Here is a 24,402-nt window from a genome sequence, read left to right on the forward strand (position 1 = left end):
AGAAAGCAAGAAGCCATGCTTTATGCAAGGAGGATAACTTATGACGATACTAAAAAGGAGCGCGTCAATGGTGTCAGCATTGGTCATGATGATATCTGGCGCAGGCGCTTACAATTGCAGTGCGGAGGGAACAACGGTGAACGATAGCAATACAAATAATACAAGAGAGATAGTTATTGACGGAACTACGGCTCAGCTCAAAGAAAATATGCGCTACAGAGGGGCAGGCATGGTGAGCGCAAACAACTCATCAAGGCTTCTGTTGGATTACAAGGCTGAACACCCAGATGTATATGAGCAGATAATGGAGTATATGTTTGGCAAAGAGGGAATCGGCATTACTCACCTTAAGTTGGAAATGGGTGCGGATATAAACTCATCATCAGGCACAGAACCGTCTGTAATGAGAACAGAGGACGAAAAGGCTGACGTAACAAGAGGTGCGGCATACCAGCTTGCCGCTGACGCAAAGAAGATAAATCCTGACCTCACCTTGGATATGCTTTGGTGGAGTGAACCAAAGTGGGTATCTGACGCTTCCGACGTTTATGCTGCAAGATACAAATGGTATAAAAACACCCTTGACGCCGCTTATGAAACATATGGGCTTGAATTTGACTATGTAAGTGCTGTGCAGAATGAGCGTGGAGCTGACCCTGAATGGGTGAAATATCTTTCCTCACATCTCAAAAGTGAAAAAGACACCCCTTATGACTACTCAAAGATAAAGATAGTCGGTGGAGAAGAGGTCTGCACATGGGGCTTTGCTGACAGAATGTATGAGGACAGCGAACTTATGAACGTTGTTGACGTGGTGGGAAGCCATTACACAAGCGAGTCCACCGAGAACGCACAGAAGCTTGCTTATAAAGAAAACAAAGAACTTTGGTTCAGCGAAGCAAGCTCGCCAATGGCATATGCTCAGGGCACATACAGATATGACGGCTCAGGTCTGGCAGGCATAAACGGCACCCTCGATATTGCAAACAGAATAATCGGAATGTATCCAAACGGCAAAATGACACTTTATGAGTATCAGCCTGTTGTATCGGCATACTATGACGGTGCTTGCTACTGTCAGAAACAGCTTATCTCAGCCTGCGACCCTTGGAGCGGTTATTATATGCTTGACAGCGGATTTTATATGTCTCTGCATTTTTCGCAGTTCATTGAAAAAGGCTGGGCATTCGTTGACAACGGATGCTACAGTGACGGCAAAAAAGGCGGTGACGGCCACGCTATCGTCGACGCAGTTTACAGCTATATGACCGCCACAGACACAGAAACAGGCGATTACAGCACTGTTATCACAAACACTACAAGCGAGCCTATACAGTATGACCTCAAGGTATCAGGACTTGACAAGGCGTCAAGCAACGTGAGCGTATGGGAAACAAGAGGTCCTGACAGTATTGACGGCAGCTATGACAAGAATTATTTCAAGAAAACTGAGGATATAACCCCTACAGAGAACGGCGGAGCTTATACATACTCTGTGACAGTGAAGCCAAATTCTATTGTGACAATTTCTACTGTTACACCTGAGCGCACAGAATACAAAAACGCTGACGAGAGCGAACGCACTGTTTTGAAGCTTCCATATTCGGACGATTTTGAGTATGCAGGCTATCCTGAGAATTATCTTTTATCAAGGGGCAATGCGCCAAGATACACAACAGATCAGGGCGGTGCTTTCGAGGTGGAAAAGACCGACAAGGGCAATATGCTAGTTCAGCAGATAACGGCTGATATGAAAGCCAACGAGTGGGGCTACACCCCCGAACCTGTGACTACATTCGGTGACGACAGGTGGTATAACTACTCTGTGAACGTTGACGCTGCTTTTGCGACTTCGCAGGACGCAGGATCAAACTATGTGGGCGTTGGTCTGAGATACACGCTTGGCTGCAATTCATACAGTGGCTATTGGATAAAGCTTTATGAGAACGGAAGCTGGGAGCTTAAAGCAAATGACGGCACTCTTAGCAGTGGAAGCATAGACAGCTTTGACGGCACAGCTTCTCACAAGCTTAAAGTCGAGGCTGTAAACAACGTTATCCGTGGATATATTGACGGAAACATGGTGGCTGAATACACTGTGAACGAGGGGGAATCCCTTATAAGTGCAGGCAGAGCGTCACTTTTCAGCTCATACAACAAAAACAGCTTTGACAACTTCTCTGCTGAACCTGTGGAGGGCAGTGACACATATGTAACTCGCTTTGACGAAACAGACTCTTGCTTCACTTTTGAGGGCAACTGGGAACACAACCTTATGAGCAGCTTCAAAAACTACAAACGAACCATATCAGATGGCACAGAGGGCGACTCTTTCACAGTAAGCTTTGAGGGAACAGGCTTTGCGCTTTCAGGTGAAACAAGAGAAAACGCTATACTCGGGGTATCAATAGACGGAGGTGATGAACAGCTCGTGACAGTTTCAAGGACAGGTCAGCGTGAGATATCATGCCATTTTGAAGGCTTGTCTGAGGGCGCTCACACCGCAAAGGTAACCATAAAATCAGGCAAATATACAATTGACGCTATGCAGGTAACAGGCGGAAAGATACCATTCGAGAAGAAAAAGCCTGCGAAGTCTGAAAGCACTAAGTCAGGCAAAAGCAAGCTTCCTATAGCTGTTGGGGCAGGCATTTGCGCTGCTGCGGCAGTTGGTGCAGTGATATACAGCATAGCGAGAAAGAAGCGTAAGGAAAATAATGACTAAAATAAGCAGAACAACAGACATGACACAAGGCAGTGAAATGCGGCACATAATAATGTTTTCACTGCCATTGCTTGCAGGAAATCTTTTGCAGCAGACATACAATATAGTGGACACTATGGTGGTTGGGCGTTATCTGGGCGATGACGCCCTTGCCGCTGTTGGTGCTACAGGCTCTATCACTTATCTTTTTTACACCCTTTGCATAGGGCTGTCGGTGGGTGCAGGAATAATTGTCGCACAGTATTTCGGTGCAGGCAAGAAAAAAGCCATGCGGTCGGCAGTATTCAACTCAGCGCTTGTCACGGCTATATTCGGCATTGTAATAAGCCTTTTATCCGTGCCTGCCGCAAAACCTATACTGGAGCTTTTGAAAGTTCCTGACAAGCTCATTGGAGATTCTGCGGCGTATATGCAGATAGCCTGCGGCGGAACGATAGCGGTGGCAGCATACAACTGGATAAACGCCATAATGAGGGCTTTGGGCGACTCAAAAACACCGCTGATATTCTTAGGTGCAGCAAGTTTGCTGAATGCCCTCCTTGACCTGCTTTTTGTGGTGGTATTCAAATTCGGCATAGCAGGTGCGGCATGGGCGACAGTGCTTACGCAGGCACTTTCTGCCATTTCTTGTATTGTGTACTGCTTTGCAGTGAGCGGAGAGATAAAGCTCACCGCCGACGATCTGCACACCGACAAGGACATGATGAGCCGCTGTGTGAAAACAGGCGTGCCTATCGCCATACAAAACGGACTTATCTCGGTATCAATGGTGGCTCTCCAGCGTGTGACTAACGGCTTTGGCGAAACGGTCATGGCGGCATACACAGTTTCAATGCGTATTGAGCAGTTCGTTCAACAGCCGTTTTCTTCACTTAATGCGGCGGTTTCAACATTCACAGGACAGAATATCGGCGCAGGAAAAGAAAAACGTGCTCAGAAAGGTCTTGCTTGTGCAATAAAGATATCGGTGATATTCTCGGCAGTGGTGCTTGTGCTGTTCGCACTATTCGGTGGAGCGATAACATCTTGGTTTGTCAAGGGCAAGACTGTTATAAGCATATCGGCAAAAGCGCTTATCATAACCTCACTTTTCTACTGGTCGCTGGGTATTATCCACACCACAAGGGGCTTTTTAAACGGCGCAGGCGATACAAACTATGCCCTTGTAAACGGCATGGCGGAGGTAATATGCAGGATAGGTCTTTCACTTATCCTCACAAGGATAGCTTTCATAGGCTATTGGGGCATATGGTACACCACCGCTGCAACGTGGTTTGTGACCGCTATGGTGAGCCTTATAAGATACAAGGGTGGAAAATGGAAGCTTCATGCCATAGTGAAATAGATTTTCATAACTGCTGTACCGATTGGGTGCGGCAGTTTTTTTAGTTGAATCAGTTTCACATTATATATGAAATATTCATATGAAACCATATTGAAAATTCATAGTGCAGTGGTATAATATAATAAAAGGAGTGACGAGCAATGAACATTACCGAATTTGCAAAAGCCGCAGGAGTATCAAAATCTGCTGTGAGCAGATATTTCAACGACGGCTATTTGAGCGAAGAAAAGCGCAGGCTTATTGAAGCCGCCATAGAGGCCACAGGCTATGCCCCAAGCGTTCAGGCGCAGAACGTGAGAACAAGGGTGACAAAGCTTGTGGGAGTTATTATACCGAAGCTTTCAAGCGAGAGCTGTGCAAGAGAGGTGGAGGGAATAAGTCAGGTACTCAGTGAGCAGGGCTATCAGCTTTTGCTTGTGAACTCTGCCAACGACCCAAAGAAAGAAGTGGAATATCTGGAGCTTTTCCGAAGCAATCGTGTTGACGGAGTTATCTTTTTGGCTTCTGTTTTCACTCCGCTCCATGACGCTGTGCTGAAAAAAATGCGTGTGCCGGTGGTAATTGTTGGACAGGAATATAAGGGTGCAAACTGCGTTTGTCATGACGATTACAAAGCCGCCTATACCGCAGAGAAGCTTATGCTTGACAAAGGCTGCAAAAAGCCCGCTTTTATCGGTGTTACCGAGCAGGACAAGGCGGCAGGTCAGGCAAGAAAAGACGGGTTTCTCCACGCCCTTTCTGATAACGGCATCAACATTGAAAAGTCTGATATGCAGACGGCTGAATTTAAAATGGACTCAGGCTACAAAAAGGCTTTGACACTACTGAGAAGCGGCAGAAGGTACGACCACATTTTCTGTGCCACCGACAATCTTGCCGCAGGCGCGCTCCTTGCCTGCCGTGAGCAGGGATTGAAAGTACCAGAGGATATAATGATAGCAGGTATTGGCGACTCTCAGCTTTGTAATGTCACGTCCACTCCCCTGACCTCTGTGCATTTTCATTATCGCACCGCAGGCATAGAAGCGGCACAAATGCTGCTCAATTCACTTAAACGAGAAAGCTCTATACCAAGGACACTGACGCTCGGTTTTGAGCTGGAAGAGCGTGAGTCTACAGAGAAAAAATGTGAAACTGTGTGAAACCTTGTAACACCGCCTTGTAAGTTTATATTATTTGTCAATAGACAAATGCACTGTCATGGGTTATAATATAGTTAATGAAATCGATATCACATAAATAATGAAACTGATAAAATAACATAGTTCGGGCAAAATAATAAAAAAGCAAGCAAAGGACGGGATATTATGGATCACAGAAGTTCAGCTCGTGAGATACTTTCTGCTATAGGCGGAAAGAAAAATCTGGTCAGTGCCGCACACTGTGCCACAAGATTAAGACTTATAATCGCAGACAACTCAAAGATACAAAAGGATACCCTGGAGAACATTGATGTTGTAAAGGGCGTTTTTGAAGCTTCAGGACAGCTTCAGATCATCATAGGCACCGGAACGGTAAACAAGGTCTATGACGAATTTATTGCAGAGGCAGGCGTGGAAGCCTCTTCAAAGGACGAAGTCAAGGCTCAGGTGGCTCAGAAGCAGAACTGGTTCAAAAGACTTATCAAAACTCTCGGCGACGTATTCGTACCTATAATCCCTGCTATCGTCGCAGGCGGTCTTATTATGGGAATAATGGAAGCCTTGAATTTCATGGCTTCAAACGGCTTTATCTCCCTTGACACAAATGGATATGTTTTCACAATATTCAAACTGCTTTCAAATGCAGCGTTCACATTCCTGCCGATACTTATTGGCTATTCTGCAACTAAGGTGTTCGGTGGCAACCCTTATCTTGGTGCGGTAATAGGAATGTTCCTTATCCACCCTGACCTGCAAAACGCTTGGACAGTTTCCACAAACGGATATGAGCAGACGTTCTCCATATTTGGTCTGTTCAACGTTCACATGGTAGGTTATCAGGGTCATGTAATACCTATCATAATCGCTTCATTCATTCTTGCGACTATGGAGAAAAAGCTTCACAAGAAAGTGCCTGACATTGTCGACCTTTTCGTTACACCTCTTGTGAGCCTTACAGTAACGGCTTTCCTCGTTTACACCTTTATCGGTCCTGTATTCGTTGCCCTTGAAAATGGCATTATCACAGGCGTTCAGAAGCTTATCACTATCCCATTCGGCATTGGTTCGTTCATAATGGGCGGTTTCTATTCAACAACAGTTGTTGGCGGTATACACCATATGTACACTGTTATCGACATTGGTCAGCTTGCTAAATATGGTGCGACCTATTGGCTTCCTCTGGCATCTGCCGCAAACATGGCTCAGGGAGCTGCCTGCCTTGCAGTGGCAGTAAGAAGCAAGAACAATAAGATCAGATCAATGGCTTATCCATCTGCTCTGTCTTGTATGCTTGGCATAACAGAGCCTGCAATATTCGGTGTAAACCTTAGATTTGTAAAGCCTTTCATATTCGGTTCTATCGGCGGTGCTTGCGGAGCAATGGTCGCTTCTATCCTACACCTTGGCGCAACTGCAACAGGTGTAACAGGAATATTTGCAATACTTCTTACACTCAACCACCCAGTGAAGTATATAATATCAATGGCTGTAGCAATGGGCGTTGCATTCACTCTTACTTGGCTTTTCGGCACGAACAACGAGCAGATAAAAAACGAGAACAAGCCTTCCAAAAACAAGACAGAAAAGGCTGAACAGCCTGCACAGGCTATGGAAACAAAGGCTGAAAATGCAGACGTAGCAGATGACGGCATTATCACAGCTCCGCTTAGCGGCAAGGCTGTAAAGCTTGAAAACGTTCCTGACCAGACCTTTGCGCAGGGCATACTTGGTCTTGGTGCGGCAATAGAACCTACCGAGGGCAAGGTCGTTGCACCTGGCGACGGCAAGGTCGAAACGCTTTTTGACACTTTCCATGCAGTTGGTTTGACACTTGACAACGGCAAGGAACTTCTTATCCACGTTGGAATAAACACTGTTGAGCTTAAAGGCGAGGGCTTCAAGGCTTACGTTTCTGAGGGCGACAGAGTAACAAAGGGACAGACGCTTATCACTTTCGATATGGACTTTATAAAGAGTAAGGGCTATCAGACTATCACACCTGTTCTTGTGGGCAATTCAGACGAATTTGCCTCCGTTGAGGAGCTTGCAGAAGAAGGCACAGAAGTGACTATAGGAGATAGGCTAATAAAGGTAAACGCATAAAGTACAGACAAATCGTCAATAATTATAGTCAACGCATAAAAAGGAGAGGATATAAATGGATAACAAAGAAAAACTGGAAAACAGGGAAAGAATAAAGAACGCAAAATGGCGTCAGAGATTTCATATCGAACCGCCTGACGGCTGGCTCAATGATCCGAACGGTCTGAGCTTTTACAAGGGCGAATATCATGTTTATTTTCAGTACAGCCCAATTGCCGCTGACGGTCACACGCCAAGAGGATGGGGACATTATCACGGCAGCGACCTTATGCACATGACTTATGACAGAGCAGTTATGATGCCTGACATTCCTGAGGACAGCCATGGTGTTTACTCAGGAAGCGCCATTGAAAATGACGGTGTTCTGCATATTTTCTACACAGGTAATGTGAAGATGATAGGCAATTATGATTATGTCAAAGCCGGCAGAGGTGCGAACGTTATCCACGTCACCACCACAGACGGAAGCAAAATGAGTGAAAAGCAAGTACTTCTCAGAAACAGCGACTACCCTGATTTCTGCTCATGCCATGTGAGAGATCCAAAGGTGTGGAAAGAAGGCGACGCATGGAAAATGGTGCTGGGTGCAAGAACTCTTGACGACGAGGGCTGTGTGCTTGTATACGAATCTGACGATCTTATAAACTGGAAATACACCGGCAAAGTATACAAAGAGGGCTACGGCTATATGTGGGAATGCCCTGACTATTTCGAGATAGACGGCAAGGGCTTTTTAAGCACCTGCCCGCAGGGTATGCCTCACTATGAAACAAAGTGGCAGAACCTTAACGAATCAGGCTACTTCCCTGTTCAGGGCAAGCTTGAGGACAGCGTTCTCGGTGACTTCACCGAGTGGGACATGGGCTTTGATTTCTATGCGCCGCAGACATTTCTTGACCCACAGGGCAGGAGGATACTCATAGGCTGGCTTGGCATGGATAACAAGGTCTATGGCAATGCCACAACTGAACTTGGCTGGCAGCACTGCCTTACCATACCGAGAGTTGTAACTGTTGCACCCAACGGCAAGCTCAGACAGCAGCCTATAGCTGAATTTGACGAGCTTAAAAGCAACGCACGCCGTCAGAGTAGCGGTCAAACTGCAGAATATCCTCTGCCATTTGAGCTTGACGGCGAGCCTGCGGATAGCTTCAGCATATCTCTTGACGGCAAGCTGGAGCTTAGCTTTGATAAAGAAAAGCAGCTTTTTTCAATGAAATTTACCGATGAAAAATACGGCTGTGGCAGAACAACAAGAAATGCAGAGATAGACAGCGTGAGAAACATAAGAGTTATCGCAGATATGTCAAGCATTGAGGTATATATCAATGACGGCGAAACTGTAATGTCAACAAGAATATATCCCGATAATGACAGCGTAAAGCTTAAAGTAAACGGCTTTGAGGCACAGGTCTGGGACATCTGAGAGGAGGAACTGCCATGGGAAACACACTTTTTGCCATAGGCGAAGCACTGATAGATTTTATTCCTGCACAGACAGGCTGTGCCTTTGAAGAAGTAACGGCTTTCAGCCCTAAGAGCGGCGGAGCGCCTGCAAACGTCTGCGGAGCGTTCACTATCCTTGGTGGAAGCTCGAAATTTATCACTCAGCTTGGTGATGACCCATTCGGAAGAAAGATAGCAGGCGACCTTGCAAGGGCTGGAATCGACACTTCCCTTGTGAGCTTCACCGACAAGGCTAACACAGCATTGGCTTTTGTGAGCCTTGAAAATGACGGCAACAGGACGTTCTCATTCTACAGAAAGCCCTCCGCAGATATGCTTTTTTCAGTGGAACAGGTAAAAGAAGAATGGTTTGAGGACGCATACACACTGCATTTTTGCAGTGTTTCCCTTGGAGATTTTCCAATGAAAGACGCACACAAAAAGGCTATCGCCTATGCACGTCAAAAAGGCGCAATGATAAGCTTTGACCCTAATCTGCGTTTTCCTCTTTGGAACGACAAGAAAGCTCTGCATGATACCGTGAATGAGTTTATACCAATGGCTGACATTGTGAAGATATCAGACGAAGAGCTTGGATTTATCACAGGTGAAAAAGACATCAAAGCCGCTCTGCCAAAGCTTTTCACAGGCAATGTGAAGCTTGTGATATACACCTGCGGCTCAGAGGGAGCATATGCTTTCACCAATAACGCTCAGGCATTTACAGAGAGCGAAAAGGTGAAAGCCGTTGACACAACAGGCGCAGGGGACGGTTTTATAGGCTCGTTCCTCTATGCACTAAAAACTCTCAATGTGACCGCCGAAGGTCTTTGCGACCTTGACAATGCACAGCTAGAAAGCTGTATAGCGTTTTCAAATAAATTCTGCGGTGAAAGCGTTAAACATCAGGGTGCTATCGACTCCTACAGAAAAATAGAATTTATATAAATTTGCATAATAATTATCCTTTAATAATACATTTCCTTAAAACAAAGCCTTCCCCTTTTGGGAGGGTTTTTGTTTTCGGCAAAATTTCACAAAACATTTTTGCAGTATATGTAGGGGACGGCGCCCTCGACGTCCCGCTTTTGCATTTTTGAAAGGCTTGTTTTTAACACGTTTTAGCATAGTAACATGATACTTTGTGAAAATTTGACAAAAGCCACGATATACTATATAATAGAGATTGTATGACTATTTTTACAGGAGAATATTTTTTATGAACGAAAATAAAAACAGAGCAACCTTTCAATCCCGATTGGGATTTATACTTGTGTCAGCAGGGTGTGCCATTGGTCTTGGCAACGTGTGGAAATTTCCATACATCTGCGGGCAAAACGGCGGCGGAGCTTTTCTGTTCCTATACCTTATCTGCCTTGTGCTGTTGGGTCTTCCAATACTCATATGCGAATTTGCCATAGGCAGAGGAAGCAACCGAAGCCTTTCTCAGGCTTTCAACCGACTTGAAAAGCCAGGTAGCCGATATCACTGCACAAAATACACGAGCATTGCAGGAAACTATCTGCTCATGATGTTTTACACCATGGTCACAGGCTGGATGTTATACTACGCTTTCAAATACGCCACTGGCTCGTTGGACGCTTCAAGCACAGCGGCAACGGCTGAGGCTTTTAAGGATATGCAGGCTTCCCCGTGGCTCATGCTCATATTCTCGGCTATCGTTATCATACTTTGTATCGGTGTTTGCGCACTGGGATTGCAAAACGGCATTGAAAAGGTAACGAAATTTATGATGATACTGCTTATGGCGCTCATGGTGGTGCTGGCGGTGAACTCTATCAGGCTGAAAGGCGCTTCTGAGGGGCTTAAATTCTTTCTTGTGCCGGACTTTGACGTCTTTAAGGAAAAAGGCTTCACATCAGTGCTTTTCGCCGCAATGACGCAGGCGTTTTTCACACTAAGCATAGGCATAGGCACAATGGAGATATTCGGAAGCTATTTGAAAAAGGACCGCACTCTTGTAGGCGAGTCTGTGAACGTTATCGTTCTTGACACTGCCGTGGCTGTCGTTGCGGGACTTATCATAATCCCTGCCTGCTTTGTATACGGAATCGAGCCTGACTCAGGTCCGTCACTACTTTTCATCACTCTGCCTAACGTTTTCCACCATATGGCTTCAAGCCGCTTGTGGGGAATATTCTTCTTCATCTTCATGTCATTTGCGGCGCTTTCCACCGTTATCGCAGTGTTTGAGAACATTATCACAATGTCGGTGGAACTGTGGGATTGGAGCAGAAAAAAATCACTTATTGTAAACCTTGTGATGATACTTGTGCTTACAATGCCTGCTGTGTTTGGATTTAACCTGCTGAAAAATATCCAACCAATGGGCGCAGGTTCGACTATCATGGACCTTGAAGACTTCTTGGTATCATCGAATCTTCTGCCGCTTGGCTCTCTTGTGGGAGTGCTTTTCTGCGTTCGCAAAAACGGCTGGGGCTGGGAGAACTTCATCAAGGAAGCCAACACTGGCAAGGGCAAGCATATCCCTAACGGACTTCGCAGCTACATGGCCTACGTTGTGCCTGCACTTATCTGTTTCATCTACCTCAAAGGATACTATGACACATTCTCAAACAGAAGTCTGCCGGTCCTTATAGGCTGGATGTGCTTTGCGGTGATACTTCTTGTGCTGATATTCTGGGCAGCTTTCTCAAAAAGCAAAAAAAATTTGGAAAATCCTATTGACAAATAGAAAGTTTGGCTATATAATAAACCTTGCGTGATGTTTCACGAAAATTCGTATAATGATAAACGCTATAAAAATAAACTTAAAGGTGGTGGGTGAAATGAGAAATATTCTTTTTGATCTTCTAAAAACTAACGAGAATACAAGCCTTGCAAATAATATAAGTTCGATGTGCCTTTCAGATGTCATTTTGCCTGCCCTTATTACCAAAAGCTAATGAGATTTTTATCAGCTTTCTGGATATTATACTGCAGATCTATTGCGACCTCTGATATCAGGTATCAGAGGTCTTTTTTTGACCTGTTATAGGCAGTTACATTATGCGAATTTACAGAATTATATCGGAAGAATATGAAATTTATCCCGAAAAGGAGGGAATACATGAAGTTTTTTGACGTTTTGCCACAGCTTGCAGAAAACGAACTGCTAAAGCGTGGAGTTATGACTGACGAGCTGCTTTACTGCGTAAAAGCTGACCTTGACGGTGAGGGCGGATATGTGGATGTATACATAACTTTCACAAAAGACACCCTTTGCATACTCCGTGGCTATGAAGAATACGGAAAAATGAAACGTGGGCAGAAGAGAAAAAATCTCGTAAACTTCACAGTATCAGGCTATGATGAATACCCCATAGACAGCATTGAAGAAATGTATGTTGACCGCTATGCAAATTCCGCAAGACTTATGATAAAGGACAAGTCCGGCAAGGAGTTCCCAATAGCAAGATTTTCTCTTGGCTTTGCTGACAAATTTGAGAAATTCAGCCAGCGTGTGAACTGCACAGCCAAGAACGAGCCTATTGACGACCGCCTGCTGGAAGGAGTAAAGACCCACTGCCCTACCTGCGGTGAGCCTTATCCTGATCCTAACCGCCCTGTCTGTCCGAGATGTGTAGACAGACGCTCGGTGTTCAAACGCCTGCTTTCTATGTTCGGTGAATTTAAGGGTGCGGTATTTCTCATACTGCTCACCATAGTTTTAAGCAACGTTTTCGCAGTGCTTTCGCCGATATTCGGCTCTCAGATGCTCTATGATGATGTGCTTGCGGAAAACGGAAAATACTATGGCAAGATACTCATGATAGTAATGCTCATAGTTGGCATAAACATTGCAGGAATGATAATGCGTATCATTTCAGGCATTATAACCTCAAAGGTCGTGCCTGTTGTTACGCACCGGCTTAGGGTGAAGATATTCTCATCAATGCAGCGGCTTTCCCTTGACTTTTTCACAAGCAAACAGACAGGCTCGCTTATGTCCAGGGTCGACAGAGATAGTCAGAACATCTACTGGTTTTTCACGGATATAGTGCCGTATGGTCTTACAAACGTGGTAAAGATAGTGGGCATTGCGGTAATAATGCTCACAATTTCGCCACTTCTGTCACTTGGTATAATTCTCACTATCTCGGTGATAGAGATAGTTCAGCACCAGTTTTACAAAAGCCAGCGCAAGCTTTACCGCAAATATGATGTTGCAATGCGTTCTGCAAACTCGGTGCTGTCTGACGTTATGAACGGTCAGCGTGTGGTAAAGGCTTTCGCCCGTGAGGACAGAGAGATAGAACGCTATAGGGTAAAAAACACTGACGCATTTTTAATAAACTCAAGGATAAACTCACGAATAGCAAACACTATCCCTGTTATATGGACGTTCTATAGGATAGTAAACAAGCTTGTTTTCTGCCTTGGCGCAGTGCTTGTTATAAAAGGTCACATACTATTCGGCGCACTTTCAGCACTTATTTCCTATACCGAAATGGCTATGGATCCTATCAACTTTTTCACATGGATAGGCGACCGCTGGGCAAAATGTATGGACGCCGCATCAAGAATGTTTGAGATAATGGACGCTCTGCCTACTGTAAAAGAGGACGAACACCCTGTTCACATGGAAAACATGAGGGGCGATATCGAGCTTAAAAATGTATCCTTTGAATATGAAGCAGGACACCCTATCATAAAAAACGTTTCTTTCAAGGTGCAGGCCGGACATATGTTTGGAATCGTTGGTAAAACAGGTGCAGGAAAATCCACTATCATAAACCTTATGGCAAGGCTTTATGATGTAACAGGCGGTGAGATAACCATTGACGGCGTGCCTATCAGGAAGATAGCTTTTGACGATCTGCGCAGAAATATCGGTATAGTTTCACAGGAAACTTTCCTTTTCATAGGGTCGATAGCTGACAATATCCGCTATGCAAACCCTGACGCCACCATGGAAGAAGTTATCGAAGCGGCAAAGTCCGCAAACGCACATGAGTTTATAACAAAGCTCCCTGAGGGCTATAACACTAAGGTCGGCGAGGGCGGAATATCCTTGTCAGGCGGTGAAAAGCAAAGAATATCTATCGCAAGGGCTATCATTCAGAAGCCTAACATACTTATCCTTGACGAGGCGACCGCTTCCATGGACACAAGGACAGAGCGAAAGATACAAGCCGCTATCGACAATCTGAAACAGGGCAGGACGATAATCTCTATCGCACACCGCCTTTCCACTCTCCGTGACGCTGATATGCTCTGCGTTATCGAAAATGGTGAGCTTAAAGAAATGGGTACACATGACAAGCTCATAAAAGAAAAAGGCAAATATTTCGAGCTTTACAAGCTGCAATCAGAGGCATTGCAATTCATAAACGAATAGTAAGGAGATGAACACAATGGCTGAAAATATTACCGCTGAGCAGGAGGTTTATGAGGTCGATAAGCTGACCTTGCTCGACTGCAAAAAGATACGCCTTGCAAAGGAAGAAAGCGGCTTTCTTACCCTCGATTATGAGGGCAGGACTTATCACAAGGTAAACCCCACAAGGCTCATACCATTTTACTCAAAGACCACCTACATAAGCCTTTCATACGAAAATTCCGAAAAAGAGTTCCGTGAGATAGGCGTTATAAAAGATATGGCGGAGCTTGACAGTAAGCAATACAAACTTCTTGACAGCTATCTTGAATACAAATACTATATGCCTGAGATAACAAAGGTCTACAGCATAAAGGATAATATGCGTGGTGCGATCTTTGTAAAGGCTGACACAACTTCAGGACAGAAAACTATCTGTATCCGTGACTGGTATCAGAATTTCAGAATGATAGGCTATGATTATCTCTACGTCAACGACGCAGACGGCAACAAATATTTTTGCCCTGACATTCACAAGCTTGACAGAAAGAGCCGTCAGGTGCTTGAAATGTACACCTAAAAGGTGTTAGACCACACTGAAAGGAGTGTGAAAATATGGATCTAAAAATCTCCCTGCCGCAGAATGCCCCGGCAGACATTGTTTACTCTCTGCCTGCAAACTTCACCTGTAAGGGCGACAAAATGGACGGACATTTCTGCGTGACAAAAGAAAAGATATATGTCTACAACGGCAGTGAAATAACTCTTGAATATGGCATACAAGATTTCTCCGAGTTTGAGTGCAAACAGCAGATAGGCACTTCAATGGCTCAGGGAACGCTGAAAAGCGGTGAAACTATCTGCTTCTGCGGTTTTTCGCAGGATCAGTTTCTCAGATACGCCGAGCTTATGAAGCTTCTTGACCACTGTTTGCGCACAGGCGAGCTTATGGAGATAACTGACACGGAAGAGCCTGTATGCCCAAAATGCGGTCTGCCACTGGAGGGCGCAAAGGAATGTATCTACTGCACAGGCAAGGGCAAGACAATGGTCAAGCTCATAAAACGCATTGCGCCATACAAGAAATATTTTGCGATCGCAGTTATATGCACGATACTTTCCGAGCTTATTTGGGTGCTTGCGCCATATCTTGACAGAGTTATAATCGACAAGTATGTTACCCCGAAAAACACCCATTGGGCAGGTCTTGCAGGAGTTATCATCACTATCGTCACCCTGCTGCTTTTGGCAGGAGTGTTTGAGTTTTTCAACATGAAAAACAGCTTCAAGGTCGCACTCAATCTGGGACGTGACCTTAGGCAGGAAATATTTGAAAAGTCACAGCAGCTTTCCATGAACTCCATATCAAAGCGAACAGCAGGCGAGCTTATCAACCGTGTTTCAAGCGACGCCGCAAAGCTTGAGGACTTCATCACTGCAAACGGCAAGGACGCCATAGTAAAAATACTTTCCCTTGTGATAATAGGCATACTGCTTTTTATAATGGACTGGCGGCTTGCGCTTATGACAGTTTTGCCTGTGCCGATAGTTTTCATAATAGTGCAAAAGCTTTTTGACGCCATGGCGATACGCTACACAAAGGTATGGAAAAACGGCGTTTCTCATGGAGAAACTTTGCATGATATTTTAAACGGCATAAGGGTTGTAAAATCCTACGGCAACGAGGTAAGGGAGATACAGCGTTACACAGAATGTTCCGAACGCTGGGCGAAAAGCTGCGTTCGTGCGGAAATGATGTGGTATCTCACCATTCCTGCCTCAGAATTTATCCTCACCATTGGTAACTTCTTCGTACTGTATTTCGGTGGAAACATGATTCTCGACCACACCATGACATTAGGTCAGCTTATACAGTTCACCACCTATGTTGCAATGCTTTACGAGCCTATACGCTGGCTTATACAGATACCGAGAAATCTTGCGGACACCTCAGTTTCCGCAGGCAAGGTCTTTGAGATACTTGACGAGGACACTGACGTTAGTGATTGTGATGACCCTATTGACCTTGACATTCAAGGCGATATCGAATTTGACGGCGTTTATTTTGGCTACAAGGTATACAATCCTGTGCTGAAAGACATAACCTGCAAGATAAACAAGGGCGAAATGATAGGCATTGTGGGACACTCAGGTGTGGGAAAATCCACAATGATAAATCTTATTCTCAGACTTTATGACTGCACACAGGGAGAGATACGCATTGATGGTGTGAACATAAAGGATATCGCACAGCACAGCCTGCGTTCACAGGTGGGCGTTGTGTTGCAGGAAACTTTCCTTTTTGACGGAAACGTACTTGAAAATATAGCATATGCAAAGCCTGACGCTACCTTTGAGGAAGTAATAAGGGCAGCGAAAATTGCGAATGCACATGACTTTATCACAAAGCTCCCTGACGGCTACAACACCCGAGTGGGCAACAAGGGCTATCAGCTTTCGGGTGGCGAACGTCAGAGAATTGCCATTGCAAGGGCGATACTCCATGACCCTAAGATAATAATACTTGACGAGGCGACGGCTTCTCTTGACACTCAGACGGAGAAGCAGATACAAGACGCTTTGGGCAAGCTCACAAGGGGCAGGACGACAATTGCCATTGCTCACAGACTTTCCACCCTCAGCAACGCCGACAGGCTTATCGTCCTTGACAAGGGCAGACTTGCAGAGTTCGGCACTCACGCTGAACTTATGCAGAAAAAAGGCGTATACTACAAGCTTGTTATGGCTCAGCGCCAGACCACAAAGATGAAAAAAGTTCAGCCGCAGACCTGTTAAGCACTTGACATTATCACGGCAATGTGGTAAAATACAATAGTAAAATCTCATATTGGGGAATGATGTTCTCCCCTGGGAAACCTAAACCGCTTATTAAGCTGATGACTTCTGTTTTTACGCAGGAGTTGTCAGCTTTTTTGATTTTTGGGAGGTATAATTATGTTATTTTCACTGGCTGTGATCTTTCTTGTGGGGCTGTCAGCCGCCGCCATTTTTCAGGCTATCGGTCTGCCGAGGATAATCGGTATGCTTGCAACGGGCATTCTCACAGGCACTTACGTTCTCAATCTGCTCGACCCTAAGATTCTTGGGATATCCTCAGAGCTGCGGCAGATCGCACTTATCATAATCCTTATAAAAGCAGGACTTTCCCTGAACCTGTCTGACCTGAAAAAGGTAGGCAGACCTGCGGTCATGATGTCATTTCTGCCTGCAAGCTTTGAGATACTGGGATATTTTATCCTTGCTCCGCTGCTTCTTGGGATAAACCACACGGAAGCCGCTGTTATGGGTGCGGTGCTTGGTGCGGTATCCCCTGCGGTGGTAGTGCCGAGAATGGTGAAGCTTATGGAAGAAAAATACGGCACTGAAAAAAGCATACCGCAAATGATACTTGCGGGAGCTTCATGCGATGATATTTTCGTTATCGTGCTGTTCTCCACATTCGTAACAATGGCACAGGGTGGCTCTGCAAAGGCGACAGATTTTCTCAATATCCCCGTGTCAATAATCCTCGGAGTGCTTCTCGGCTCACTGTCAGGGTTTGTGCTTTTCTATATTTTTGAGATATCCTACCACAAAGGTAACAAAATAAGAAACAGCACAAAGGTCATCGCTATCTTGGGCTTTGCGTTCCTGCTCATGTCAGCGGAAACATTTTTGAAGCCTTATGTGGCTGTATCGGGACTTCTTGCAGTTGTGGCAATGGCTTGCGTGATAAAAATAAAGGCTGACAAAAACGTGTCTGCAAGGCTTTCAGAAAAGTTCGGCAAGCTTTGGATAGCCGCTGAGGCTGTGCTTTTTGTCCTTGTTGGTGCGGCAGTGGACATACGCTACACCCTTACGGCAGGTGTGGCGGCTGTGCTTCTTATTTTCGGAGCGCTTATTTTCAGAGCCGTGGGTGTATGGATATGTCTTCTCGGCACGAAGCTGACCCTTAAAGAAAAGCTTTTCTGTGTAACGGCATATATGCCAAAGGCGACAGTTCAGGCGGCTATCGGCTCAGTGCCGATGTCCCTTGGTCTGCCCTGCGGAAAGATAGTGCTATCTGTGGCTGTGCTTGCGATCCTTATCACAGCACCCCTTGGTGCAATAGGCATTGACCGCAGCTATAAAAGGCTTCTTGCACACGAGGAGTAAAGTGGCGTAAAATAGGCGATTGCGGCACTCTCTGCACATTTTATGAGTGAATAATTTTTGATTTCACACATTTTATGAGGGAATAATTTGAGCATTTGCACATTTTACGAAATATTCTGATTACATTGCATAAAAAAATCGGCACGACCAAATCAAGGTCATGCCGATTTTCATATCCCTACCCTATCTACAGTTGATGCAAGGTGGTAATAAGAATTTGTTACGATACGCATGTTACGTTGCTGGCAATGCGTTGTCAAATGAGGACTTGAACCTCTGAAACCTGCCCGAAGTTTCTGTCCATAATCAGCACATTCTCTGCTGATAGAGATACATCCACCCTGTAGATATCCCACCCATTTTATTACACCAGCTCTGTTGTCCAGTTCAGCTCCTGAATTTTCTCGTCCACATTTCTCAGTTCCTTTGAAAGACCGTCAACCGTTTTCTGTATCTCTGTCACAGGAACAGTGCTGACTATTTTTATCTCTGTTCTTGTCATTCTTGTGACACGGTCGCTTGCGGTATTCAGAAAATCCCGCAATACCCTTACCTTCTTTTTCAGACAATCTCTGTGTGCAAGAAGCTCTGTGATAGTCTTGCCCTCATATACTGTTCCGCTGTTGGTAAGATTTATCCGTGCCACCAGATCTTCAAGACGGAATATCAGCCTGTCAAGCTCCTCCATAAGAGCCTTTGGGTCTTCCGCAGGAACATCGCCCTCCTGCACCTTTGCGTTATTGTCAAGTCTTACTGAGATCGTGTTTATTCTGTTCTGGATATCAGAACGTTCAGCCAATGCAGTTGCAAGTTTCATATAAATTACCTCCTATCCTTTGACAACGCCCACTGTGAAAAGCTTCTTTATAGGCGTCGTCAGGTCACTTTGATTTTTCATAACAACATCTATATCCTTGTAAGCAAAGCGGCACTCCTCAGCCACATCTTTCTTACTGGTCTTTCCAAGCACCACGTTTCTTTGCCTCAGGTCTACCATAACAGACTCAACGGAGAATTTCTCCTTTGCGCCTGTGCGTGAATAGTTTCTGCCTGCACCATGAGATGAAGTCAAAAAGCTTTCAGCCTTGCCCATGCCCTTCACTATATAGCTGTTTGAGCCCATAGAACCTGGGATTATAGCGACTTCGCCCTCTGCCGCATGGATAGCGCCTTTGCGGTGTACCCACACGTTCTCACCGTAGTGATTTTCCAGTGCGGCATAGTTATGGTGACAGTTTATCTCATCACTATAGTTCGGTGTGATACCAGTATACTTCTCAACCTGCTCTGTGAAAATATGCTTTACCTTTTCAAGCATTACCTCTCTGTTTTCAAAAGCAAAGTCCATTGCAAGTTTCATCCAGTTGAGATATCTCTGACCCTCGTCTGTATCCACAGGGAGAAACGGCAAATTATACTCTGAGGGAACAGTTGAAAAATACTTGTCATTCATCTCATGGGCTATCTTGTTGAAATACTGCCCTATCATGTTGCCGAACATTCGGCTTCCCGAATGGAGCATTATACAAGCCATGCCGTTTTCGTCTTCCTGTATCTCGATAAAATGGTTTCCTCCGCCAAGCGAGCCTACAGAATAATATCCCTGCTCGATAAATTTCAGCAATTCGCTGTCAGCATTGTATCTTTCTATCTCGCTTTGCGCCTTATCAAGCACGGCAGAAGTCTGCGGCTTGCCATAATGACTAAAGCCCACTGGGATAGTACGGAGTATATTTCCTACTATCACCTTTATAAGCTCGCCGCTTCCTGTTACAGTGTCACGAAGAATGTTCACAGGGATATCTGTCTGCACGAATGCCATTCCACAGCCGATGTCAACGCCAACTGCATTTGGGATTACCGTATTTTTGCAGGCTATCACACCGCCTATAGGCATTCCCTTTCCTGTATGAGTATCAGGCATCAATGCGATATGGTCATGGGCAAATGGAAGATTTGCAAGGTTTATCGCCTGCTCAAGACAGCTTTCCTCGATATCGTCTATAGACTCTGTCCATATCTTGATCGGTACTAGCATTTTATCTTTATCGTAATATTCAAACATTTTGTGCACCTCCTGCTTTTGCTGTTGTATGTATTATAGCAGATAGATACAAAATAATCATATAAAAAAAGGTGCGAGGTTTTGTTATGTATTGCAATGGGAGTATAGATTTGGTATAATGTTATCAAAGGAGGTGTTCTGAATGGCGGTATATTCTGAACTTATAAAGAATTTTGAAAAGATAAGAGAATATGTGCGTGATTTCTATATCTTTGGATTTCACACAAGAGAAAGCTTTGACGCAAAAAGCAAGCGCACCTATGACAACGAAAGACGCAGGATAGAAAGCTGGCTTTCAGACCACGTTCACACCTCTTTGGAGGGTCACAAAAAGAAAGTATCTGTGCAGGTGGATTCGGGGAACATTTTTCAAAACCCACTGTATCAGTGCTATCGTTCAAAGACCTTTACGGACAATGATATCCGTCTGCACTTTATTTTAATGGACGCTCTTGAAGATAACGCCATGTCGGTATCGGAGATAGCAGACTATATTTCTGAAAACTACGGCATGATAATAGACGTGCAGATAATCCGTATCAAGCTAAAGGAATATGTAAAAGAGGGCTTGGTGTCGGAGGTCAAAAGCGGAAGAAATATCCTATACACCAAAACCGGTTGTTATGCAGATGATATTGTAAGCAGGTATAAGGGATTGGGGGATATGATAAAATTCTTCTCTGAGGAAAACCCTTTTGGCGTGGTGGGCAGCTTTATCATGGATAAGCTGGGTGCGAAAAATAATATTTTTGTGCGAAAGCACGCTTACATGGTGCATACTCTTGATGATGAGATACTCATTGATATCATGGGGGCAATGGAGCAGAAAAAGGCTGTTCTGCTATCCTGTGTAAGCCGAAAGAACGACAAAAAGCACGAGATAACAGCCGTTGTGCTGAAGATACATTGCTCGGTGCAGACAGGAAGAAATTATCTTATCATGTATTTCACAAAGCAGAAACGTTTGATGTCTGTAAGGGTGGATTCCATAGTGAAAGTGACTCCCCTTGATGTGGTAGCTGACTATGATACATATTACAGATATTATGAGGACAACCGCAGATTTTTATGGGGAACGAGCTTCGGAAAAGCTCGCAAATACGGACAAAAAGAGCATATCCACATGGAGATAGCGGTAGACGAAGCAAAAGAAATGTATGTTGTGAAGCGTTTGGAACGTGAAAAAAGAAGCGGTACTGTAACAAAGAAATCCGACGGGCTTTATGCCTTTGACATTGACATTTTTGACGCTAACGAAGCCTTTCCATGGATAAAAACGTTTATCGGCAGGATAGTGGCATTTGAAACAACAAATGAGGAATTGCAGGATAAATTTGATTCGGATATCGCAAGGCTTTATGAGATATACGGAGGTGCTTACGAATGAAACTGTTTTCGGAAATTTACAGCACCTATTACAGCATAACGGAGAAAATCCTGAAAAGACACACTGTCACAAAGGCTGAGATAACAGATATCATCAGGCAGAACGGCTTTTCTGAAAGCGTTCTTTTCCTCGAACCTAAGCTCACAGGAGCTGACGGATATGGCTTGCTGAAAAAAGAGGACAGCATATACAGATCTATCCTGAAAAAAGAGCCTCATATCCCGCTGACGGCACTTGAAAAAGCGTGGCTTTGTGCGGTGCTAAGCGACCCGAGAAGCGGTCTGTTTCTTGACACTGAGCAAAAGTCACAGTTGGCGGAACTGCTTGGTGCGAAAAAGCTATATCAGAGAAACTTTTTGACCTGCTTTGACCAATATTCTGACGGTGATGATTTTCATGACCCACAATACATACAGCATTTTCGGGATATTCTTTCGGCTATCCATGGCAAAAAGCTTATCAAAATAAGCTTTCAGACAAGAAAAGATAATCGTATCACGCACTATTTTCTGCCCACAAAAATCGAATACTCTGCCAAAAACAACAAGTTCAGGGTATATGTAAACCGGTACCAAAAGCGCAGAATGGTGGACAGCGGAATTATAAATCTGTCGCAGGTAACACTCACTAAGCTGACAGATATAACGCCTGAGAGCTTTTTAGCTGTCACAGACAAGAAAAAGCAGGCAAAAATAAAGATACTCAACGAACGAAATGCAGTAAATCGTTTTATGCTTGAATTTGCAGAGCTTGAAAAAGAGTCGGTCTTTGATGAGGACAGCGGTGAATGTATGGTATCTATTAAATATGACGAGCAGAACGAAAATGAGATAATAATACGTTTATTGTCATTCGGACCTGTGGTGGAGGTGCTTTCGCCATATGATTTTCGCATGAAAATCAAGGAGAGGGTGGACAGGCAATTGGCTTTGATGAAAGAATAAAACAAAGGCTCTCTGCCGTTTATATGGCAGAGAGCCTTGCTTTTTATCGTTTAAAAGATTTGCCCGTCAAGCAGCATCACAAATTCAAGCTTCGGCACAAAATCAGCGTCATTTCTAAGCTGACTAAGCACATAATGTTCAAGACAGCCGGGACGGTAAACGTTCCAAAAACTCTCCCTTACAAGGTTTTCGACTTCATAGTATTCTTCTTTTTTCTCTAAACGAATCACAATATTTTTATTCATTGTTTTACCTCCTGAATGTTGTAAATGTCAACTGCTTCTCAGCGGGAGGTTTTAAAGATCGCCGTAAACCTCCCGTTTACGCTGCAATCTCCATTGTATTGTACTTGTTCAAAAAGCACTATCCTATTTTTATTATTTATAACAAAGCCATACGGCTCAGTCACCATTTATATATGCTGTTGTTCTTTGTTATTATGCCTTTGCCAGAAATTCCTTTCCTGCCTTATCGGTATCAAGTATCGCCTTAATAAACTTTTCTTCTGTAGGCTCGCCAGGAACATAAGTCCACTCAACAACGCTTGCCGCCTTATGTGCAATGGCTGGGACATCTTCTTCTGTCAGAGCTATCTCTCCTAATGTGCATGGCAGACCTATACTGTGGTTGAACTCAAAAATGCGCTGACGTTCTTCAAACTGCTCGTCATATGTAAGCAGGCAAAGCACGCCGAATGAAACTATCTCTCCGTGGAGGTGATCATGCTCGCACTTTGGAAACAGCGAAGCGCCATAGTAAACGCAGTGGGCAAGAGATGAATTATAATAGTAATCGTCCTTTGGGTCGGGGTTGTTCTGATGAACAGTAAAATTTGAAACAAGACCTGTTGTAATGATGATATCAAGAGCTATCTGCTCGATATTCTTTGAAGAAACGTTATTTCTGCAATCCTCAAGTGCTTTTTTTCCGTAGGATACAAGCGGTTTTGTGCATGCCTCTGCAAGAACTCTGCCAAGCAAAGGCGTATGGGTCATATCCTTATCACGGCAGGCAAAGACCACCTCGTACTCTTTGCTGAGAGCGTCACCGATACCAGCCCAGAACAGCTTTTCAGGTGATTCTGCGATTATTTTTGTGTTGATGAAAGTATGAAGTGCAGGTGCTTTGAGGTAAGCGTATTCCTTGAAAGTGCCGTCAGCATTGTAGATAACAGATATTACCGTGCAGGAAGCGCAGTTTGAAGCAAGGGTCGGGAAAGTGAAAAACGGCTTGTCAATTCTGTCGCAAAGGGTCTTTACAGTATCAACAGCACGTCCGCCGCCAACGCCAAAGACCATATCTGCATTTTGCACTTCCGGCATAGCTTTAAGCATTTCAATGTTCTCATAATTTGAGTCGCCGCCATACCATATGAAGTCGGTTATCTCAAGGTCAGAGCCTTTGAGAGCCGCAAGCAGTTCAGGCTTAGCCTTTTCCATAGCGGTCTTTCCACCGATAACAACAGCGGTTTTTCCATAACGTCGGGTAACATAAGGTATTTCTTTGTAGCAATCGTCGCCAATAGAGTAGCTTGGTAAAAATTCGTTGTAAGACATATTCTTTCCTCCGTTATTTTTAACGGCATTTTCTACCGTCATAATCATATGATTTAATAATACAACTATTTATAGAGTAATTTTGTGATATTTTGTTAATAATTATTAAAAATATATCAAAAAGCGGTACTCCCACTGTGACCCGCCCCCTGTCAAGTAGACAGCGCAAAAAACAAAAATATTCTATGTTGTG

General features: G+C 44.4%; 18 protein-coding genes and 1 riboswitch. Of the genes, 14 read left to right on the forward strand and 4 right to left on the reverse strand.

The genetic code is table 11. The annotated features are described in order from the left end of the window. Positions 1-40 precede the first annotated feature (40 nt). The 12 genes from WS40_RS04270 to WS40_RS04320 all read left to right on the forward strand — a co-directional run bounded on the left by WS40_RS04270 (position 41) and on the right by WS40_RS04320 (position 18,257). On the forward strand, positions 41-2,725 hold the full coding sequence (locus WS40_RS04270) for a glycosyl hydrolase family 59 (protein ID WP_046440468.1): 2,685 nt from the start codon (positions 41-43) through the stop codon (positions 2,723-2,725). Beyond that, positions 2,718-4,070, forward strand: coding sequence for an MATE family efflux transporter (locus WS40_RS04275; RefSeq protein WP_046440471.1), 1,353 nt, complete (start codon positions 2,718-2,720; stop codon positions 4,068-4,070). Before WS40_RS04270 ends, WS40_RS04275 begins: the two co-directional genes overlap by 8 nt. A gap of 140 nt (positions 4,071-4,210) precedes the next feature. Further along, positions 4,211-5,212, forward strand: a complete 1,002-nt coding sequence (locus tag WS40_RS04280; protein WP_046440473.1) for a LacI family DNA-binding transcriptional regulator — start codon at positions 4,211-4,213, stop codon at positions 5,210-5,212. Between the two features lie 165 nt (positions 5,213-5,377). Beyond that, the gene (locus WS40_RS04285; RefSeq protein WP_046440475.1) at positions 5,378-7,315 is read left to right on the forward strand and encodes a PTS beta-glucoside transporter subunit IIBCA; all 1,938 of its coding nucleotides are present in this window, start codon (positions 5,378-5,380) and stop codon (positions 7,313-7,315) included. 55 nt (positions 7,316-7,370) lie between these two features. Next, complete coding sequence (locus WS40_RS04290) at positions 7,371-8,741, forward strand: glycoside hydrolase family 32 protein (RefSeq protein WP_046440477.1); 1,371 nt, start codon at positions 7,371-7,373, stop codon at positions 8,739-8,741. Between the two features lie 14 nt (positions 8,742-8,755). Next, on the forward strand, positions 8,756-9,709 hold the full coding sequence (locus WS40_RS04295) for a carbohydrate kinase family protein (protein WP_046440479.1): 954 nt from the start codon (positions 8,756-8,758) through the stop codon (positions 9,707-9,709). A gap of 271 nt (positions 9,710-9,980) precedes the next feature. Beyond that, complete coding sequence (locus tag WS40_RS04300; protein WP_046440481.1) at positions 9,981-11,477, forward strand: sodium-dependent transporter; 1,497 nt, start codon at positions 9,981-9,983, stop codon at positions 11,475-11,477. A gap of 52 nt (positions 11,478-11,529) precedes the next feature. Beyond that, on the forward strand, positions 11,530-11,688 hold the full coding sequence (locus tag WS40_RS11410) for a hypothetical protein (RefSeq protein WP_325208412.1): 159 nt from the start codon (positions 11,530-11,532) through the stop codon (positions 11,686-11,688). Between the two features lie 164 nt (positions 11,689-11,852). Further along, a complete protein-coding gene (locus WS40_RS04305) occupies positions 11,853-14,123 on the forward strand; it encodes an ABC transporter ATP-binding protein (RefSeq protein WP_046440483.1) in 2,271 nt (756 codons plus the stop codon). Between the two features lie 16 nt (positions 14,124-14,139). Continuing rightward, positions 14,140-14,682, forward strand: a complete 543-nt coding sequence (locus WS40_RS04310) for a DUF1854 domain-containing protein (RefSeq protein WP_046440486.1) — start codon at positions 14,140-14,142, stop codon at positions 14,680-14,682. A gap of 35 nt (positions 14,683-14,717) precedes the next feature. Next, positions 14,718-16,898, forward strand: a complete 2,181-nt coding sequence (locus WS40_RS04315) for an ABC transporter ATP-binding protein (protein WP_046440487.1) — start codon at positions 14,718-14,720, stop codon at positions 16,896-16,898. 46 nt (positions 16,899-16,944) lie between these two features. Beyond that, a riboswitch (Fluoride riboswitch) is annotated at positions 16,945-17,016 on the forward strand. Positions 17,017-17,057: 41 nt separating this feature from the next. After that, positions 17,058-18,257 (forward strand): cation:proton antiporter, encoded by a 1,200-nt coding sequence (locus tag WS40_RS04320; protein WP_046440489.1) that lies wholly within the window; start codon positions 17,058-17,060, stop codon positions 18,255-18,257. A gap of 364 nt (positions 18,258-18,621) precedes the next feature. On the opposite strand, the gene WS40_RS04325 is transcribed toward WS40_RS04320, so the two are convergent. Together WS40_RS04325 and WS40_RS04330 are read right to left on the reverse strand one after the other, a co-directional pair. Continuing rightward, positions 18,622-19,074, reverse strand: coding sequence for a DIP1984 family protein (locus tag WS40_RS04325; RefSeq protein WP_046440491.1), 453 nt, complete (start codon positions 19,072-19,074; stop codon positions 18,622-18,624). Positions 19,075-19,086: 12 nt separating this feature from the next. Further along, entirely contained in the window at positions 19,087-20,322 is a 1,236-nt protein-coding gene (locus WS40_RS04330; protein ID WP_046440493.1) for an RtcB family protein, read from the reverse strand. A 142-nt stretch (positions 20,323-20,464) separates the two neighbouring features. Here WS40_RS04330 and WS40_RS04335 point away from each other — a divergent pair, with 142 nt between their 5' ends. After that, on the forward strand, positions 20,465-21,709 hold the full coding sequence (locus tag WS40_RS04335) for a WYL domain-containing protein (protein WP_046440495.1): 1,245 nt from the start codon (positions 20,465-20,467) through the stop codon (positions 21,707-21,709). Then, the gene (locus tag WS40_RS04340) at positions 21,706-22,653 is read left to right on the forward strand and encodes a WYL domain-containing protein (RefSeq protein WP_046440497.1); all 948 of its coding nucleotides are present in this window, start codon (positions 21,706-21,708) and stop codon (positions 22,651-22,653) included. Before WS40_RS04335 ends, WS40_RS04340 begins: the two co-directional genes overlap by 4 nt. Before the next feature lie 50 nt (positions 22,654-22,703). On the opposite strand, the gene WS40_RS04345 is transcribed toward WS40_RS04340, so the two are convergent. Further along, on the reverse strand, positions 22,704-22,898 hold the full coding sequence (locus WS40_RS04345; RefSeq protein WP_046440499.1) for a hypothetical protein: 195 nt from the start codon (positions 22,896-22,898) through the stop codon (positions 22,704-22,706). 192 nt (positions 22,899-23,090) lie between these two features. Next, positions 23,091-24,209, reverse strand: a complete 1,119-nt coding sequence (locus WS40_RS04350) for an iron-containing alcohol dehydrogenase family protein (RefSeq protein WP_046440501.1) — start codon at positions 24,207-24,209, stop codon at positions 23,091-23,093. Positions 24,210-24,402 lie beyond the last annotated feature (193 nt).

It is taken from the genome of Ruminococcus sp. N15.MGS-57 (assembly GCF_000980385.1).
GTDB lineage: Bacteria > Bacillota > Clostridia > Oscillospirales > Ruminococcaceae > Hominimerdicola > Hominimerdicola aceti.

Bases quoted from the DNA above. Each gene is read 5' to 3' on its own strand.
- WS40_RS04270 (WP_046440468.1), top strand. From the start codon at position 41: ATGACGATACTAAAAAGGAGCGCGTCAATGGTGTCAGCATTGGTCATG.
- WS40_RS04275 (WP_046440471.1), top strand. From the start codon at position 2,718: ATGACTAAAATAAGCAGAACAACAGACATGACACAAGGCAGTGAAATG.
- WS40_RS04280 (WP_046440473.1), top strand. From the start codon at position 4,211: ATGAACATTACCGAATTTGCAAAAGCCGCAGGAGTATCAAAATCTGCT.
- WS40_RS04285 (WP_046440475.1), top strand. From the start codon at position 5,378: ATGGATCACAGAAGTTCAGCTCGTGAGATACTTTCTGCTATAGGCGGA.
- WS40_RS04290 (WP_046440477.1), top strand. From the start codon at position 7,371: ATGGATAACAAAGAAAAACTGGAAAACAGGGAAAGAATAAAGAACGCA.
- WS40_RS04295 (WP_046440479.1), top strand. From the start codon at position 8,756: ATGGGAAACACACTTTTTGCCATAGGCGAAGCACTGATAGATTTTATT.
- WS40_RS04300 (WP_046440481.1), top strand. From the start codon at position 9,981: ATGAACGAAAATAAAAACAGAGCAACCTTTCAATCCCGATTGGGATTT.
- WS40_RS11410 (WP_325208412.1), top strand. From the start codon at position 11,530: ATGATAAACGCTATAAAAATAAACTTAAAGGTGGTGGGTGAAATGAGA.
- WS40_RS04305 (WP_046440483.1), top strand. From the start codon at position 11,853: ATGAAGTTTTTTGACGTTTTGCCACAGCTTGCAGAAAACGAACTGCTA.
- WS40_RS04310 (WP_046440486.1), top strand. From the start codon at position 14,140: ATGGCTGAAAATATTACCGCTGAGCAGGAGGTTTATGAGGTCGATAAG.
- WS40_RS04315 (WP_046440487.1), top strand. From the start codon at position 14,718: ATGGATCTAAAAATCTCCCTGCCGCAGAATGCCCCGGCAGACATTGTT.
- WS40_RS04320 (WP_046440489.1), top strand. From the start codon at position 17,058: ATGTTATTTTCACTGGCTGTGATCTTTCTTGTGGGGCTGTCAGCCGCC.
- WS40_RS04325 (WP_046440491.1), bottom strand. From the start codon at position 19,074: ATGAAACTTGCAACTGCATTGGCTGAACGTTCTGATATCCAGAACAGA.
- WS40_RS04330 (WP_046440493.1), bottom strand. From the start codon at position 20,322: ATGTTTGAATATTACGATAAAGATAAAATGCTAGTACCGATCAAGATA.
- WS40_RS04335 (WP_046440495.1), top strand. From the start codon at position 20,465: ATGGCGGTATATTCTGAACTTATAAAGAATTTTGAAAAGATAAGAGAA.
- WS40_RS04340 (WP_046440497.1), top strand. From the start codon at position 21,706: ATGAAACTGTTTTCGGAAATTTACAGCACCTATTACAGCATAACGGAG.
- WS40_RS04345 (WP_046440499.1), bottom strand. From the start codon at position 22,898: ATGAATAAAAATATTGTGATTCGTTTAGAGAAAAAAGAAGAATACTAT.
- WS40_RS04350 (WP_046440501.1), bottom strand. From the start codon at position 24,209: ATGTCTTACAACGAATTTTTACCAAGCTACTCTATTGGCGACGATTGC.